Source organism: Lutibacter citreus (assembly GCF_003260195.1).
GTDB classification, from domain to species: Bacteria; Bacteroidota; Bacteroidia; order Flavobacteriales; family Flavobacteriaceae; genus Lutibacter; species Lutibacter citreus.
This window is the reverse complement of sequence record NZ_QEIH01000003.1, coordinates 211,691-228,284: the sequence shown is the minus strand read 5'-3', so window position 1 is coordinate 228,284 and position 16,594 is coordinate 211,691. Positions and strand designations below refer to the sequence as shown.

Genomic DNA, 16,594 nt, shown 5'->3' with positions numbered 1-16,594 from the left:
CTATATTTCAAGAGGCTCAATATGACCAAATAATTTACTTTTTAAGTACTTTCTTTAAAACAGTTTCTTTATCTAACTTTTTAGTACAAAAATACCAGTCTTTACAATCCATATCTTCTTTACCTTCCATTCTGTCATTAGCAGTTCCACAAGAACCTGCAGGGCCAATAATTACATCGTCTCCAGGATTCCAATCTGCTGGAGTTGCAACTCCAAATTTATCAGCTGTTTGTAATGCTACAACTACTCTGTACAATTCATCAAAATTTCTACCTAAACTTAATGGATAATAAATTATGGCTCTAATAATTCCTTTTGGATCTACAAAAAAGACAGCTCTAACGGCTTGCGTTGTAGCTTCATTTGGTTGAACCATACCGTACATATTGGCAACATTCATTGAAATATCTTCAATTAATGGAAATTTAACTTCTACGTTTTTCATTCCTTTATATTCAATTTTTTCTTTAATTGAACGCAACCAAGCAATATGACTATATAAACCATCTATTGATAACCCAACTAATTTACAATTTGCTTTTGCAAATTTTTCTTCTAAAGATGCAAACGTGATAAATTCAGAAGTACATACCGGTGTAAAATCTGCAGGATGACTAAATAATATAGCCCAATCTCCTTTATAGTCATTTGGAAAGTGAATATTTCCCTGAGTAGTTACTGCTTTAAATTCAGGAGCCTTATCTCCTATTCTTGGCATTGAAACTGTTTCTTGTGTTTCCATATCTATTTAACTTTTTATCTATTAATTTTTATTAAAATTATTAAATATAAATAAGGATGCTTGTAACTTTAATTACTTATGGAAGTTAAAAATAGGTTAAAAAAAAATCCTGCTAATAGCAGGATTTTTCATATTTTATATTATTAAAATAAATATTACCAAGTAAATATTGGTCTACTTGACATCATTTCATTTACTTTTTGAGCAACACTTTCTAAAACTTCTTCATTTTCAAAATTATTAATGACTTCATCAATAAGTTCTACAACTTTTAGCATATCTGCTTCTTTTAAACCACGAGTTGTTACTGCAGCAGTACCAATTCTAATACCTGAAGTTACAAATGGTGATTTATCATCAAAAGGAACCATATTTTTATTTACAGTAATATCAGCTTTTGTTAATGCATTTTCAGCATCTTTTCCGCTAAGACCTTTACTTCTTAGATCTATAAGCATACAGTGGTTGTCTGTCCCGTCAGAAATAATTTTATATCCTTTAGCTACAAAAACTTCAGCCATAGCTGCAGCATTTTTCTTTACTTGAATTTGGTAATGCAAAAATTCATCTGTTAAAGCTTCTCCAAAAGCAACTGCTTTTCCGGCAATAACATGCTCTAATGGCCCTCCTTGATTTCCTGGGAAAACAGATGAGTTAATTAAAGTTGACATCATTTTTAATTTTCCACTTTTTAATTTTAAACCAAAAGGGTTCTCAAAATCTTTACCAATCATAATCATTCCTCCTCTTGGCCCACGTAAAGTTTTATGAGTTGTAGTAGTAACAATATGACAATGAGGTATAGGATCGTTTAAAATTCCTTTAGCAATTAAACCTGCAGGGTGAGAAATATCTGCCATTAAAATAGCACCAACTTCATCTGCAATCTCTCTAAATTTCTTAAAATCTATATCTCTAGAGTAAGCAGAAGCACCAGCAATAATTAATTTTGGTTTATGCTCTTTAGCTTGTTTTTCTAAATGATTATAATCTATTGTTCCTGTTGCTTTATCTACACCGTAAAAAACAGGGTTATATAATTTACCTGAAAAATTCACAGGAGAACCATGTGTTAAATGTCCACCGTGTGATAAATCGAAACCTAAAATCGTATCTCCAGGTTTTAAACAAGCAGCATAAACAGCTGTATTAGCTTGAGAACCAGAATGTGGTTGAACATTTACATATTCAGCTCCAAATAATTCTTTAGCTCTATCTATTGCTATTTGTTCAATAACATCAACTACTTCACAACCTCCATAATATCTTTTACCGGGATATCCTTCAGCATATTTATTAGTTAAAATAGAACCCTGAGCTTCCATAACTTCGTCACTAACAAAGTTTTCTGAGGCAATTAATTCTAAACCGTTAGTTTGTCTTTCTCTTTCGTCTTCAATTAAATCGAAAATAATTTGATCACGTTGCATTAGTAGTTACTTTTTTAAAAGTTAAATTAAATGCAAAAATAGTAATTTCATTTTGGAATTAATAAATTACTTCTATATTTGATTAGAAAAATATTAACAACCTTTAATAACTTATATATATGAAATTATCAGCTAATAATCCGGATAGAAAATCATGGCTAAACGTACTTCATGGCTGTGATTTTCCAATACAAAATATACCTTTTGGAGTTTTTATTACAAAAGATGACATAATTACTATTGGAACTAGAATTGGCGAATTTGCTATTGATTTAAGTGCATTTCACCAATTAGGATACTTTAATGGGATTCCGCTAACCGATGATATATTTATGCAAGACTCATTAAATGACTTTATTGCTGATGGTAGAAAAACTTGGCGTTTGGTTAGAAATAGAATCGCTGATGTATTTGACAATGAAAATTCAACATTAAGAGATAATAAAAAACATAGAGACGTAATAATATTTGATGTAAATGAAGTTGAAATGCTACTTCCTATTGATATAGGTGATTTCACTGATTTTTATTCAAGTAAACATCACGCTAAAAATGTATCAGATATTTATGATCTAAAAGATGGTCCTTTAGAAAACAATTGGCTACATATGCCTTTGGGCTTAAATCAACGTGCTTCATCTGTTGTTGTGTCTGGAACACCAATAAAAAGACCCGTTGGTCAAACGCTATCTAAAAATGCCTCTACGCCTTCATTTGGCCCGTCACAAAAACTTGATATGGAAGTTGAAACTGCGTTTATAACAACTGCGGCAAATCACTTTGGAGAACCTATTCCTGTTAATGAAGCTGAAGAATATATTTTTGGAATGGTACTTTTAAATGACTGGAGTTCTAGAGATGTACAACAATGGGAATCTAAACCATTGGGTCCCTTTTTAAGTAAAAGTTTCGCTTCTACAATTTCACCTTGGATAGTTACTTTAGATGCCTTAGAACCTTGGCGATGTGAAAGTCCTAAACAAGAAGGTTTATTACCTTATTTAAAACCTGAAGAAACTACAAATAGTTTTGATATAAACCTAAATACATACCTTGAAACTGAAAATGGTGATTTAAACTTGTTGAGTGCTTCTAATTTTAAAAATATTTATTGGACAATGAATCAACAATTAGCACATCAAACAATTAACGGTTGTAATGTTCGTGCAGCAGATTTATTTGGAAGTGGAACAATTTCTGGTGAAGATAAAAACAGTGTTGGATCTCTATTTGAATTAACTTGGAACGGTGAAAATCCAATAACGTTAAAAGATAACACTAAACGTACCTTTTTAAATAATGGAGATAATGTTATTTTAAGAGGTTATTGTAAAAATGATAAAGTTAGAATTGGTTTTGGTAAGTGTACTGGAAAAGTTATTGCTGGAATTGAATCAAAATAAAAATATCTAAATAATAAAAAAACAACCCTAAAAAAGAAATTTTTTTAGGGTTGTTTAGTTTATTTTGGCATTGAAATTGAAATTAACTACACATAACACTAAACATTTTTATTATGAGGCTAAAACTACCTTTATTCTTATTAATTATTACAACTATTGGATGTAGTAGTGTAAAAAAAACTCAAGAAGCTTTAAATTATGGAAATTATGATGAAGCCATAAATATTGCTGTTAAAAACTTAAGAAATAATAAAACAAAAAAAAGCAATCAACCTTATGTTTTAATGCTTGAAGAAGCCTACAAAAAAATAGTTAAAAGAGATTTAAGCAGAATTGATTTTTTAAAAAAAGAAGGTAATAAAGCAAACTTAGAAGAAATTTTCAATTTATATAATAGTTTAAGTAACAGACAAGAATTTATAAGGCCTCTACTTCCACTACCTATATTAAAAAAGAAAAAAAATGCTTCATTTAATTTTATAGACTATTCAAATGAAATAATTTCTTCAAAAAATAATTTCACAGAATATTTATACACAAATGCCAAAACAGCACTTTCCAATGCCATTTATAAATATGATTTTAGAGATATTTTTGAAGATTTAAACTACCTATACAAACTTAATCCAGATTATAAGGATACTAAATTATTAATTGAAGATGCTCAATATAAAGGAACTGATTTTATTTTAGTAACAATGAAAAATAAATCTAATAAAATAATCCCTATTCGTTTAGAAAGAGATTTATTAGATTTCAAAACCTACAACCTAAATGATTTATGGACCGTTTATCATAATCAAAAACAATCAAATTTAAATTATGATTATCAATTAGAAATAAATTTAAGACAAATTAATATTTCTGCAGAACATGTAAATGAAAAACAGTTTGAGAATAAAAAAGAAATTAAAGATGGTTGGAAATATTTAAAAAATGCTGATGGACAAATTAAAAAAGATAGTTTAGGACATAGTATAAAAATAGATATCTATAAAAAGGTAAGTTGTAAAATAAATGAAGTTACTCAAACAAAATCTACAAAAGTTGTTGGGATCGTTAAATATTATAACCTTAAAACAAATCAGTTAATTAAATCTTTTCCATTAGCAAGTGAGTTTGTTTTTGAAAATAAATTTGCCACAATTAACGGCAATAAAAAAGCTTTAGATAAAAAATACTTAAACCTAATTAACTATAAATACATTCCTTTTCCTTCTAATGAAGAAATGGTATATAATACTGGCGAAAATTTAAAAACTAAGATAAAACAAATCATAATTTCTAATAAATTTAGAAATTAAGAAAATAAGCAATCTTAACCAATTGCTTTTTTTATGTCTTCTACCAAAATATCACCGTGAGATGCGGAATAAATGACAGTTCCTTTTAAAATTACAATCACTTGAGGTGACTCGTGGTATACTCCTAATTTTTCAGCAATAGCACTAGAGATTTGTCGGTAACTTATTAAATCTAAAAAATAAAGATCTAGACTGTTTTCATCTATATCGTAGCTTCTCTCAAAGCTTTTTAATGCAAACCTACTAATTCCACAACGTGTGCTGTGCTTAAAAATTAATACGGGTTTTTCTTTTGAAGAATTAATGATTTCTTCAAGTTGTTTTATCTCTGTAATTTCTGACCAATTCATAATTATAATATAGACATTTTGTCTTCTGAAGCCCCATAAAACAAGACATTATGACTTGTTTGATTTGTTTTCATCAAATGGAACACTGTTTGAGCGTTCAAATATATAAACAAAAAAACAATACGTTATGAACTTTAATAATTTTACAATAAAATCGCAAGAAGCTATTCAAAAAGCACAGCAGATTGCGCAAGGTTTAGGACATCAACAAATAGAGAGTTCACATATATTAAAAGGAATTTTTGATGTTGATGAGAATGTAACTCCTTTTATATTTAAAAAACTAGGAGTTAATTTTGATTTGCTTCAAAGTTTAATAGATAAAACTATAGAAAGTTATGCAAAAGTAACTGGTGGTAGTGAAACAACGCTTTCAGGAAATGCTTCTAAAATGTTAAATACAGCAGCAGATGAAGCCAAAAAAATGGGTGATGAATTTGTTTCAATAGAACATTTATTATTAGCAATTCTAAAAAATAAAGATACTTCAGCACAAATTTTAAAAGATCAAGGTGTAAATAGTAAAATGATGTTATCAGCCATTTCAGAGTTAAGAAAAGGAAGTAAAGTTACTTCTCAAAGTGCTGAGGAAAATTATAACTCATTAAATAAATATGCTCGAAATTTAAATGAGCTTGCTAAAGAAGGAAAATTAGACCCTGTTATTGGAAGAGATGAAGAAATAAGAAGAATACTTCAAATTTTATCTCGTAGAACCAAAAACAATCCAATGCTAGTTGGTGAACCTGGAACAGGTAAAACAGCAATTGCAGAAGGATTGGCTCACAGAATAATTAAAGGTGATATTCCTGAAAATTTAAAGGGTAAACAAATATATTCTTTAGATATGGGAGCTTTAATTGCTGGTGCAAAATACAAAGGTGAGTTTGAAGAGCGTTTAAAATCTGTTATTAAAGAAGTAACTTCTGCAAACGGAGAAATTGTACTTTTTATTGATGAAATTCACACACTTGTAGGTGCAGGTGGTGGTCAAGGTGCAATGGATGCTGCTAATATTTTAAAACCTGCTTTGGCGCGTGGTGAATTAAGAGCTATTGGAGCCACTACTTTAGATGAATATCAAAAATATTTTGAAAAAGATAAAGCTCTTGAACGAAGATTTCAAAAGGTAATAGTAAATGAACCTGACACAGAAAGTGCTATTTCAATTTTACGTGGGATTAAAGAAAAATATGAAAACCACCATAAAGTACAAATAAAGGATGATGCTATTATAGCTGCTGTTGAGTTTTCTCAACGTTATATTTCTAATCGTTTTTTACCAGATAAAGCTATTGATTTAATGGATGAAGCTGCCGCTAAATTACGTATGGAAATAAATTCTAAACCAGAAGAATTAGATGTTCTGGACCGTAAAATTATGCAGTATGAAATTGAAATTGAAGCAATTAAACGTGAAAAAGATGAAAAAAAATTAACTTCTCTTAAAAAAGAAATTGCTAATTTAAAAGAAGAAAGAAACGAAATTAATGCAAAATGGGTTAGTGAAAAAGAATTAGTTGATGCCGCTCAAGAAAGTAAAGAAGCTATTGAAAACTATAAGTTAGAAGCCGAACGTGCTGAACGTGAAGGAGATTATGGAAAAGTGGCAGAATTACGTTACGGAAAAATTAAAGAAGAACAAGAACACTTAGAAGAGCTTCAAAAAGAAATTGCCGTAGATCAAGACTCCGCATTAATAAAAGAGGAAGTTACACGTGATGATATTGCTGAAGTAGTTGCTAAATGGACAGGGATTCCTGTTACAAAAATGCTACAAAGTGATCGTGAAAAATTATTACATCTAGAAGAAGAATTACATGATAGAGTTGTTGGGCAGGAAGAAGCTATTATAGCTGTTTCTGATGCGGTAAGAAGATCTAGAGCTGGTTTACAAGATGATAAAAAACCACTAGGTTCCTTCCTGTTTTTAGGAACAACTGGGGTTGGTAAAACGGAGTTAGCAAAAGCACTGGCTGAGTATTTATTTGATGATGAAAACTCTATGACACGGATTGATATGAGTGAATATCAAGAACGTCATGCTGTAAGTCGTTTAGTAGGAGCGCCTCCGGGATATGTAGGTTATGAAGAAGGTGGACAGTTAACCGAGGCTGTTAGACGTAAACCTTATTCTGTTATTTTATTAGATGAAATTGAAAAAGCTCATCCTGATACTTTTAATATTTTATTGCAAGTATTGGATGAAGGAAGATTAACAGATAATAAAGGTCGTGTAGCTGATTTTAAAAATACTATAATCATCATGACTTCAAATATGGGCGCACATATTATTCAAGAAAAATTTGATAAGATGGACATGTCTAAAAGAGAGCAAGTAACCGAAGATACTAAAGTTGAAGTTATTGACCTTTTAAGACAAACTATTAGACCTGAATTTTTAAACAGAATTGATGAAATAATTATGTTTACTCCTTTAAATGAAAATGAGATTGAACAAATTGTTAGACTACAATTAAACGGTTTAATTAAAATGTTGAAAGCTAAAGACATTCATCTTGAATATACTGAAGATTTAGTTGAAGCATTAGCTATAAAAGGATTTGACCCTCAATTTGGAGCAAGACCGGTAAAAAGAGTAATACAAAAAGATGTTTTAAATGAATTATCTAAAGAAATACTTTCTGGTAAAGTTACGGCAACAAGCCATATTTTATTAGATGCTTTTGATGATAAAATTGTATTTAGAAACAAATAATTAATATTAAAACTAAGAAAGAAGCTGTTTAAAAAGTAATAAAGTTCGTCATTCTGAAATTATTTCAGAATCTCATTAAATTAATAATAAATATGAGAACCTTTAACAAGTTTAGGATGATGAAAAATTATATTTTTAGACAGCCCCTTTTATAAATATTAAAAGTAATGTTTTTCTAAAATTAATCTTTAAAATTTATAGTACATTTGTAGTTATATGCAGAAGAGAATTAACATACAAAATAAAAAGGCTCGTTTTGAATACGAGATTTTAGATAGATATACTGCCGGGATTCAATTAACTGGAACTGAAATAAAGTCAATTCGTGAAAGTAAAGCGCGTATTACAGAAAGTTTTTGTGAATTTAATGAGCAAGGAGAGCTGTTTGTAATTAATATGTTTATTGAAGAATATTTGTATGGTCATTCTTACAATCATAGTCCTAAAAGTGAACGAAAACTCTTGCTTAATAAACAAGAACTTAAAAAACTACAAAAAGAAGTTCAAAATGTTGGACTTACTATTATCCCTTTAAAGCTGTTCTTAACCGATAAAGGTTGGGCCAAATTGGATATTGCATTATGTAGAGGAAAGAAAAATTACGATAAACGTGAAGTAATGAAAGACCGTGATAATAAAAAAGATTTAGCAAGAATAAAAAAAGAATTTAATTAAATAAATTTATTCCATTATTTTACTAAGTTTTAACTTCAGGTTTAAAATAAAAATACTTATTGAATCATCTTTTCTTTGTTAAAATTTAATATTTATCCTCTTTTTAAGAAAATAAAAGGCAAAATACAGGCTATTAAATTAGTACTAAAACAACCAAAATTATTACACCTAAAAAACTTAGTTTTAGCAATGTTTTTAAATTAAAAATCATTTTCTGAGTAAAATTTTGTATCTCTTAATCATCATTATATTTTTTATATTTCTTCTAAAAGCTATAATAAAGTAGAGCCCTTAATTTAATAATAAGAGTGAAATCTACTCCTGAATTTTCACCTATTTATTTATTTTTCAACACTTTAACTTGGTAAAATCCTTTTTATTGATTAACTTATAGCTCATAATCCTCAAAAAAGGAGTAATAATTTATTGAATAAACCTCTATGCAAATTTGTGAGATATTCAACGGAAGAAATTTTTTTTCATTTAATTAAAAACAAAATATTTCCAAAATTTCATCTTCTCTCCTCCTCTCAAAATTTTGGGGAAAATTCTATTTACTAACCAAAAAATAATTAAAAATGGCAAAACAAGTTATTACAGAATCAGAGAAACCAGAATTAGTAGTTATCTTTAAGAAAGATGCTAAAATTAGAATGAAATCTAATAAAGAAATTTCTTCTAAAATAGTTTCAAAGGCTAAAATTGAGTCGTTACAAAAGTTGTTTAGAAAAGAAAAAATTAAACTAAACCCAATTTTTTCGAGAAAAGGAAAAAGTATTAAAATTTCCTCAGAAATTACAAAAAAATTCAAAAAAATTAAATTCGATCCAAAATCATTTTTTAATATTTCTAATGCCAAAAATTTAGAGAAAATGCGCGACGATCTATTAAAAGATGAATTAGTTGAAGCTGCATATATTAAACCTGCATCATCAGAACCTTCTAACACACCAGATTTTTCTGGAAATCAGGGATATTTAAACAACGCTCCACTAGGAGTTGATGCTAAATTTGCTTGGCAATTTGGAGGAGGAAGAGGTGAAGGAATTGACATTATTGATATAGAAAGAGGATTTAATTTTAGCCATGAAGATTTACAAGAAAATTCTGGAGGCCTTTTAGAAGGAGTAAACAGAGCAGGTTCTGAAAACCATGGAACCGCAGTGTTAGGAATTATGGGTGCTGATGATAATGGATTTGGAGTTACTGGAATTTCTCATAACTCTCATATTAGTGCAATATCATATCATGGAGGATTAGGTACTTCTCAAGCAATTATAAATGCTGCAGACGAATTAAATGCAGGAGATATAATTTTACTGGAAGTTCATAGATCTGGACCAGCTGCAGATGACAATATTTCACAAGATGGTTATATAGCTATTGAATGGTGGCCAGACGATTTTGCTGCTATTTTATACGCAACATCAAAAGGTATTATTGTAGTTGAAGCTGCTGGAAATGGAGCTGAAGACTTAGATAGCGATATTTTTAATCATAAAGATATAGGTTTTCCTTCTAATTGGAAAAACCCATTTAACTTAAGAAATCCACAATGTGGAGCTATTATGGTTGGAGCAGGTTCTCCTTCTTCAAGTAATGATAGAACAGCCTTAGGGTTTTCAAATTGGGGTTCTAGAGTAGATGTACAAGGTTGGGGAAGAAATGTTGCTAGTACTGGTTATGGTGATTTACAACAAGGTGGTAATGATAACCTCTGGTATACACGTTCTTTTAGTGGTACATCAAGTGCTAGCCCAATAGTTACTGGTTCTATTGCATGTATTCAAGGAAGATTAAAAGCTAGAGGAAAAACATTATTAACGCCTAGAACTGCAAGAAATATAATGCGAAATACTGGTTCTAATCAAATGCGATTTAGCGGTAATATTGAACAATCTGGAAAATCTAATTGGAAAGGACTACCTGCTTCCTCTTTTGGTAGAGGCATTGATGCCGCATTATGGAATGGAAAAAGCGATAAAATTTACATGTTTAAAGGAAGTGAATATGTAAAAATAGACCCAAATGCAAATTGGAGCGTAGAACCTGAATATCCAAAACCAATTGCAGGAAATTGGCCTGGTTTTCCAGCTTCTTTTACCAATGGAATAAACGCTGCTTTATGGAGTAATACAAATAACAAAGTATACTTTTTTAAAGGAAGCCAATATTTACGTGTAAATCCTAATAATAATTGGGCGGTAGATCCAGGATATCCAAAACCAATTACAGGAAATTGGCCTGGTTTCCCAACTTCTTTTGCATCTGGTGTAAATGCTGCTATTTGGAATAGTAAAAACAACAAAATATATTTCTTTAAAAACGATCAATACATTCGTGTAAACCCTAGTAACAATTTTACAGTAGAATCTGGCTATCCAAGAACAATTGCAGGTAATTGGGAAGGTTTAAGTGGTTCATTTAACAATGATATTGCTGCAGCTGTATGGAGTGGTACTAATAAAAAAGTTTATTTTTTTAAAGGTGAAAATTATGTAAGAATTGATCCATTTAATAATTGGAAACGAGGTACTGGTTATCCAAAATTAATAGCAACTAATAGAATAGGAAAAAGACCAGATTTAAAACAAGCTTTTGCTGCTTTAAATATTGATTCTAATTGGCCTGGTTTTCCAAATAATTTTGGACAAAATTTAGATGCATCTTTTTGGGCCAATAAAAATGGAAGGGCCTATTTCTTTCAAGGAAATCAATATGTGCGTGTAAACCCAAATAAAAATTGGGAAGTAGACTTAGGATACCCAAAACCCATTGCTGGAAATTGGCCTGGTTTTCCAACTTCTTTTACTTCAAATTTAGATGCTGTTGTTGGAAATGATAAAAACAATAAAATTTATTTCTTTAAAGGAAGTCAATATTTGCGTGTAGATCCAAATAATAGTTGGGCAGTAGATCCAGGATATCCAAAACCAATTGCAGGAAATTGGCAAGGTTTTCCAGCTTCTTTTGCATCAGGTGTAAATGCTGCTATTTGGAGTGGTACCAATCAAAGAATTTATTTCTTTAAAGGAAATGAATACATTAAAGTAAACCCAAGCAATAGTTTTAAAGTAGAAGCAGGTTATCCTAAACCAATTACAAGAAATTGGCCAGGTTTAGCTGCTCCTTTTACAAACGGGCTAGATTGTGCTTTATGGAATGGTAAGAGTAATAAAATATACTTCTTTAAAGGAAATGAGTATGTTAAAATTAACCCTGCAAATCAATGGAAGGTTGAAATATACTACCCAAGACCAATTATATCTTAAAAATTAAATACTATATTTATATGCTTGCGTTTACAAAAGCGCAAGCATATTTATTTAAAAGTGAAAAATGAATATTCTAAAAGTAATTACTATCTCATTATTTTTAATAAATTGTTCTATGGCTAAACAAGACAAACCCATAAATAAAGATGCTAATTTTAATAAAAAAGAGTTAGTCATCTATGGAAAAACGAAAAGTGAATTAATATATAAAGAAGGAAAGTTTTATGCTATTGATAAAAAAGCTTCAGAAAATTTAAATTCTATACTTAAAAAATATAATTTTGAAGTTGTTCAATTAAAAAGTAAAAAAAATCTTCATATAACAGAAAAAATAAGCAAAAACCCTATTTTTATATTAAAAGTTGAAGGCGATGCAAAATCATTACAAAATCAATTATTAAAGCTAACTACTATTATTGATGCTGCTTATATAAAGCCACAAGATGACGAACCAGAATAGAAAAAAAATCTTAAACGCACAATACATTTTGAATTATGATATTTAACCGAGTATCAGTTCAAAAAATAATAATAAAAAATGTAATACTAGTTGCATATACATTTTTTCTAATTAGGTTTCAATTGTTTAATTATTATTCTATTGAAACAAACTTAAGTTATATTCAATTTTATCAATTACTTATTTCTGTTTTATTTATAACAACTGGAGGATATTTAATTAATGATATAAACAACAATAAAATTGATAAGATAAACAAACCTAAAGAACAAACAGTTTCTAATTTAGTATCATTAGAAAAAGCAAAACGTTGGTACTTATACATAAATTCAATAGGATTAATTTTAGGAATTCAATTATGTTTAACTATTTCTAAACCATCACTATCTATACTTTTTATTGGGGCCTCACTACTACTCTATTATTATTCCAAAAAATTTAAAGGAATTCCATTTTTAGGGAATTTTATAATTTCAATATTATTAAGCTTAAGCCTTAGTTTATTAGTCTTTTTTGATATAAACTATTCAAATAATAATATTAATAATCAAACGGTTACTTTTATTATTTCTATTCTTATTGTCTTTGTTTTTTTTCTCAATTTAATTAGAGAAATAATTAAAGACATAGAAAATATCAATAAAGATAATCAACTAAATTTAAACACCTTACCTTTAGTTTTCGGTAGAAACAGAATAAAATATTTAGCTTCTTATTTGTGTTTTCCACCAATATTTATGACACTCATTTTTGTTTGGAATTACTCTGAAATAAATCTATATTTTAGTTTATTTTTGTTAATATTTATCGGGATTCCTTTAATTTATGTTTCTCTAAAATTAAGATTAATTAATTCACAAAAAAAGTTTCACAAATTAAATACTATATTAAAGGTAATAATATTTTTAGCTATTAGTTCCATCTACCTTTTTATAAAAACTCAATAAATGTTATCAAAGAAATTAAAAAATAAAAATATAATACTAGCTTCGGGCTCACCAAGACGTCAGGAACTTTTAAAAGAATTAGATATTAATTTCATCATAAAAGTGAAAGAAATTAATGAGGTTTATAATTCTTCACTAAAAGAAGAACAAATCACTAATTTTTTAGCACTTGAAAAAGCAAAACTTTTTAAAACCAACTTAAAAGAAAATGATATCGTAATTACTTCAGATACAATTGTCTGGTTAGAAAATAGTGCCTTGGAAAAACCTAAAAACAAGGTTGAAGCTATTAAAATGTTAAGTAAATTATCTGGAAAAACTCATAAAGTAATAACATCTGTTTGCTTACTTTCAAAAGATAAAGAAAAAATATTTTTTGATACTACAAAAGTTACTTTTAAAAATTTAAGTAATGAAGAAATAGAATACTATGTTAAAAAATATAAACCTTTTGATAAAGCTGGAGCCTATGGAGTTCAAGAATGGATTGGCTATATAGGAGTAACAAAACTTGAAGGAAGTTATTTTAATGTAATGGGATTACCTGTTCATAAAGTTTATGAAGAATTATTGAATTTCTAAACCAAAATAGTCAAATATCATTATTTTTGAAAGATTTTTATTTACAACTAAAACATGAAGAAATACACGTTTACTGAAAAGAAAGATACTAGGTCTGGATTTGGAGCTGGATTGGCTGAATTAGGGAGAAAAAATCCAAATGTAGTTGCTTTATGTGCCGATTTGATTGGCTCTTTAAAAATGGAAAAATTTATTGAAGAAAACCCTGAACGTTTTTTTCAAATAGGTATTGCTGAAGCCAATATGATTGGTATTGCTGCTGGATTAACTATTGGTGGTAAAATCCCTTTTACAGGAACCTTTGCCAACTTTTCAACAGGGAGAGTATATGATCAAATTCGTCAATCTATTGCATATTCTAATAAAAATGTAAAAATTTGTGCTTCACACGCTGGTTTAACTTTAGGTGAAGATGGTGCAACTCACCAAATATTAGAAGATATTGGTTTAATGAAAATGTTACCAGGAATGACGGTTATAAATACCTGTGATTATAACCAAACTAAAGCAGCAACCATTGCTATTGCTGACTATGAAGGACCCGTATATTTACGTTTTGGAAGACCTGTTGTACCTTTATTTATACCTGAAGATCAAGAGTTTATTGTTGGAAAAGCAATTAATCTTACAGAAGGAACAGACGTTACAATTGTTGCTACTGGACATTTAGTTTGGGAAGCTTTGCAAGCCGCAGAGCAATTAGATACAAAAGGAATAAGTGCAGAAGTTATTAATATTCATACAATTAAACCTTTAGATGAAGATTCAATTTTAAAATCTGTTGCTAAAACAGGCTGTATTGTTACAGCTGAAGAACACAATATAATTGGAGGTTTAGGTGAAAGTATTTCAAGAGTATTAGTACAAAACAACCTAGTACCTCAAGAATTTGTAGCTGTAAATGATAGCTTTGGAGAATCTGGAACTCCTGCCCAATTAATGGAAAAATACAAACTAAACGATAAAGCTATTGTTAGTGCCGTTGAAAAAGTAATAGCCAGAAAATAAAATATTTCTTTTTTCGTTATTATTATAAATTAACCCTAAAAATTAATTAATATGAAAAAAAGAAGTTTACTTTTTACCCTAATTTTTTTAACTAGTATTGTGTTTGTTAACGCTCAAAACGGATTTGGTATTAAGGCTGGATTAAACTATAATTCTAATGGAGAACTAAAAGATGCCTCTAGTGAAATTGGAAATATTATAGAAAATAAAGGAGAAAGAAAATCAGGATATAATGTTGGTGTTTTTGGTAAAATTAACCTAGGAGCTATTTATTTACGTCCTGAATTAGTTTATACTAAAACAACTAGCCAATACAAATTAAATTCAGAAAATACAGAGGATTACAAAATTTCTAAAATTGATGTTCCTGTATTGGTTGGCCTAAAAGTAATTGGTCCTTTACATGTATTTGCAGGTCCTGCATTTCAATATATTTTAAAGAATGATTTAAAAGGTATTGATATTAAAGATGTTGAAAACGAATATTCCGTAGGAATAAATATTGGTGCTTCTCTTGAATTTGGCCGATTTGGAATTGACGCTAGATATGAAAGAGGTTTAAATGAAAATGAAGCTGATTTTTCAAAAGCTGATAAAACTTTTAAACTAGACTCAAGACCTGACCAGTTGATTTTCAGTTTATCATATAGCTTAACCAAAAAGAAAGAATAACTCAGAAATATTTTAATAGAAACATAGAAAAACTAGTAATAAATAAATTATTACTAGTTTTTTTGTGTTTAAGTTACCTAAAATTATGAAACCTAAATTAGTTTCACTTCTTTAAAAAAAGTTCATAAATTACCATAAAAGATACTTATTTATAGGATAATATTCAATAAAAAAGGCTTCTCATTAAATTTGAAAAGCCTTTTTTATTATTGTATTAATTTCTTAACTATTTGGGTCTAGGTATTTATTATCCTCAAGTTCGTCTTTTGTTAAAGTTCCGTCACCATCATCATCATTATCATAATAGTTTGGAATTCCATCACCATCAGTATCATCATTTATAAAATTATCATCTCCATTAATATCCTCATCCTTAGATAGCACTCCGTCTCCATCATGATCAGATTGTTTAACCATGTTTAAAGTTAATTTAAAAGCCATAGGAGCTCTTGCAGGAATATTACCTGTAGCACTATTTTTATAACCTAAACCAGAAGGCATAAATACATATCCCTCACCAGAATTTTTAAAATAAAAAGACTCATCTTCATTTAAAAATAACTCACCAGCTTTCATCTTTTTTAAAGCATGAACAAAACCAATTGCTCCAGAAGGGATTGAATATAAAATACCTGATAAATCAAACCAGATAGCATTATTTTCGTCAAATTCAGAACCGTCTAATAGAAAACCTGTATAATCAACATTAACAGAATCTATTAATGCAGGACTACTTCCTACTCCTTCACTTTTTTGTAAATAATATAAATTATATGAAATATCATCTTCAATAATAGTTTCAGTTTCAACTTGTCCCATTAGAGGTGTTTCTCCATTTTCAATTAATGAAATACCTTCATTTTCATCTAAATAATGCGTTTGTAAATATGTAATTATAGCTTCATCATCTATAACTTCCTGATCAACTGCATCATAGTCATCTTGTACACTATCATCATCCTTTTTACAAGAAAAAATTGCTAAACTAAAAGCAATAAAAACTACTAAATTTTTAATATTCATTTAA

General features: G+C 28.8%; 14 protein-coding genes. 10 read left to right on the top strand and 4 right to left on the bottom strand.

Going from position 1 to position 16,594, the window contains the following annotated elements:
* Positions 1–34 precede the first annotated feature (34 nt).
* Positions 35–742: a peroxiredoxin gene (locus tag DAD81_RS07075; RefSeq protein ID WP_111707554.1), complete on the bottom strand. Its 708-nt coding sequence runs from the start codon at positions 740–742 to the stop codon at positions 35–37.
* A 155-nt stretch (positions 743–897) separates the two neighbouring features.
* A complete protein-coding gene (gene glyA / locus DAD81_RS07070; protein WP_111707553.1) occupies positions 898–2,172 on the bottom strand; it encodes a serine hydroxymethyltransferase in 1,275 nt (424 codons plus the stop codon).
* A 119-nt stretch (positions 2,173–2,291) separates the two neighbouring features.
* Between glyA and fahA the strand changes: the two genes are divergently transcribed.
* Together fahA and DAD81_RS07060 are read left to right on the top strand one after the other, a co-directional pair.
* Positions 2,292–3,575: a fumarylacetoacetase gene (gene fahA / locus DAD81_RS07065; protein ID WP_111707552.1), complete on the top strand. Its 1,284-nt coding sequence runs from the start codon at positions 2,292–2,294 to the stop codon at positions 3,573–3,575.
* 113 nt (positions 3,576–3,688) lie between these two features.
* Positions 3,689–4,879 (top strand): hypothetical protein, encoded by a 1,191-nt coding sequence (locus DAD81_RS07060; RefSeq protein ID WP_111707551.1) that lies wholly within the window; start codon positions 3,689–3,691, stop codon positions 4,877–4,879.
* A 14-nt stretch (positions 4,880–4,893) separates the two neighbouring features.
* On the opposite strand, the gene ytxJ is transcribed toward DAD81_RS07060, so the two are convergent.
* Positions 4,894–5,229 carry a bacillithiol system redox-active protein YtxJ gene (ytxJ, locus tag DAD81_RS07055; RefSeq protein WP_111707550.1) on the bottom strand — a complete coding sequence of 112 codons (336 nt, stop codon included), beginning with the start codon at positions 5,227–5,229 and terminating at the stop codon, positions 4,894–4,896.
* A gap of 127 nt (positions 5,230–5,356) precedes the next feature.
* On the opposite strand from ytxJ, the gene clpB reads away from it, so the two are divergent.
* The 8 genes from clpB (at position 5,357) to DAD81_RS07015 (ending at position 15,567) form a co-directional block, all read left to right on the top strand.
* Positions 5,357–7,948 (top strand): ATP-dependent chaperone ClpB, encoded by a 2,592-nt coding sequence (clpB, locus tag DAD81_RS07050; protein ID WP_111707549.1) that lies wholly within the window; start codon positions 5,357–5,359, stop codon positions 7,946–7,948.
* A 216-nt stretch (positions 7,949–8,164) separates the two neighbouring features.
* Complete coding sequence (smpB, locus tag DAD81_RS07045; protein ID WP_111707548.1) at positions 8,165–8,623, top strand: SsrA-binding protein SmpB; 459 nt, start codon at positions 8,165–8,167, stop codon at positions 8,621–8,623.
* A 578-nt stretch (positions 8,624–9,201) separates the two neighbouring features.
* Entirely contained in the window at positions 9,202–11,895 is a 2,694-nt protein-coding gene (locus DAD81_RS07040) for a hemopexin repeat-containing protein (RefSeq protein WP_111707547.1), read from the top strand.
* Positions 11,896–11,962: 67 nt separating this feature from the next.
* Positions 11,963–12,358, top strand: a complete 396-nt coding sequence (locus DAD81_RS07035) for a hypothetical protein (RefSeq protein WP_111707546.1) — start codon at positions 11,963–11,965, stop codon at positions 12,356–12,358.
* Between the two features lie 35 nt (positions 12,359–12,393).
* Positions 12,394–13,305: a UbiA family prenyltransferase gene (locus DAD81_RS21235; protein ID WP_111707545.1), complete on the top strand. Its 912-nt coding sequence runs from the start codon at positions 12,394–12,396 to the stop codon at positions 13,303–13,305.
* Entirely contained in the window at positions 13,306–13,887 is a 582-nt protein-coding gene (locus tag DAD81_RS07025) for a Maf-like protein (RefSeq protein ID WP_111707544.1), read from the top strand.
* A 54-nt stretch (positions 13,888–13,941) separates the two neighbouring features.
* On the top strand, positions 13,942–14,895 hold the full coding sequence (locus DAD81_RS07020) for a transketolase family protein (protein ID WP_111707543.1): 954 nt from the start codon (positions 13,942–13,944) through the stop codon (positions 14,893–14,895).
* A gap of 51 nt (positions 14,896–14,946) precedes the next feature.
* Positions 14,947–15,567, top strand: coding sequence for a porin family protein (locus DAD81_RS07015; RefSeq protein ID WP_111707542.1), 621 nt, complete (start codon positions 14,947–14,949; stop codon positions 15,565–15,567).
* 222 nt (positions 15,568–15,789) lie between these two features.
* Here the strand turns inward: DAD81_RS07015 and DAD81_RS07010 are convergent, their stop codons facing one another.
* On the bottom strand, positions 15,790–16,590 hold the full coding sequence (locus DAD81_RS07010) for an FKBP-type peptidyl-prolyl cis-trans isomerase (protein WP_111707541.1): 801 nt from the start codon (positions 16,588–16,590) through the stop codon (positions 15,790–15,792).
* Positions 16,591–16,594 lie beyond the last annotated feature (4 nt).

Bases quoted from the DNA above. Each gene is read 5' to 3' on its own strand.
- DAD81_RS07015 (WP_111707542.1), top strand. From the start codon at position 14,947: ATGAAAAAAAGAAGTTTACTTTTTACCCTAATTTTTTTAACTAGTATT.
- clpB (WP_111707549.1), top strand. From the start codon at position 5,357: ATGAACTTTAATAATTTTACAATAAAATCGCAAGAAGCTATTCAAAAA.
- DAD81_RS07025 (WP_111707544.1), top strand. From the start codon at position 13,306: ATGTTATCAAAGAAATTAAAAAATAAAAATATAATACTAGCTTCGGGC.
- glyA (WP_111707553.1), bottom strand. From the start codon at position 2,172: ATGCAACGTGATCAAATTATTTTCGATTTAATTGAAGACGAAAGAGAA.
- smpB (WP_111707548.1), top strand. From the start codon at position 8,165: ATGCAGAAGAGAATTAACATACAAAATAAAAAGGCTCGTTTTGAATAC.
- ytxJ (WP_111707550.1), bottom strand. From the start codon at position 5,229: ATGAATTGGTCAGAAATTACAGAGATAAAACAACTTGAAGAAATCATT.
- DAD81_RS07040 (WP_111707547.1), top strand. From the start codon at position 9,202: ATGGCAAAACAAGTTATTACAGAATCAGAGAAACCAGAATTAGTAGTT.
- DAD81_RS07010 (WP_111707541.1), bottom strand. From the start codon at position 16,590: ATGAATATTAAAAATTTAGTAGTTTTTATTGCTTTTAGTTTAGCAATT.
- DAD81_RS21235 (WP_111707545.1), top strand. From the start codon at position 12,394: ATGATATTTAACCGAGTATCAGTTCAAAAAATAATAATAAAAAATGTA.
- DAD81_RS07060 (WP_111707551.1), top strand. From the start codon at position 3,689: ATGAGGCTAAAACTACCTTTATTCTTATTAATTATTACAACTATTGGA.
- DAD81_RS07035 (WP_111707546.1), top strand. From the start codon at position 11,963: ATGAATATTCTAAAAGTAATTACTATCTCATTATTTTTAATAAATTGT.
- DAD81_RS07020 (WP_111707543.1), top strand. From the start codon at position 13,942: ATGAAGAAATACACGTTTACTGAAAAGAAAGATACTAGGTCTGGATTT.
- fahA (WP_111707552.1), top strand. From the start codon at position 2,292: ATGAAATTATCAGCTAATAATCCGGATAGAAAATCATGGCTAAACGTA.
- DAD81_RS07075 (WP_111707554.1), bottom strand. From the start codon at position 742: ATGGAAACACAAGAAACAGTTTCAATGCCAAGAATAGGAGATAAGGCT.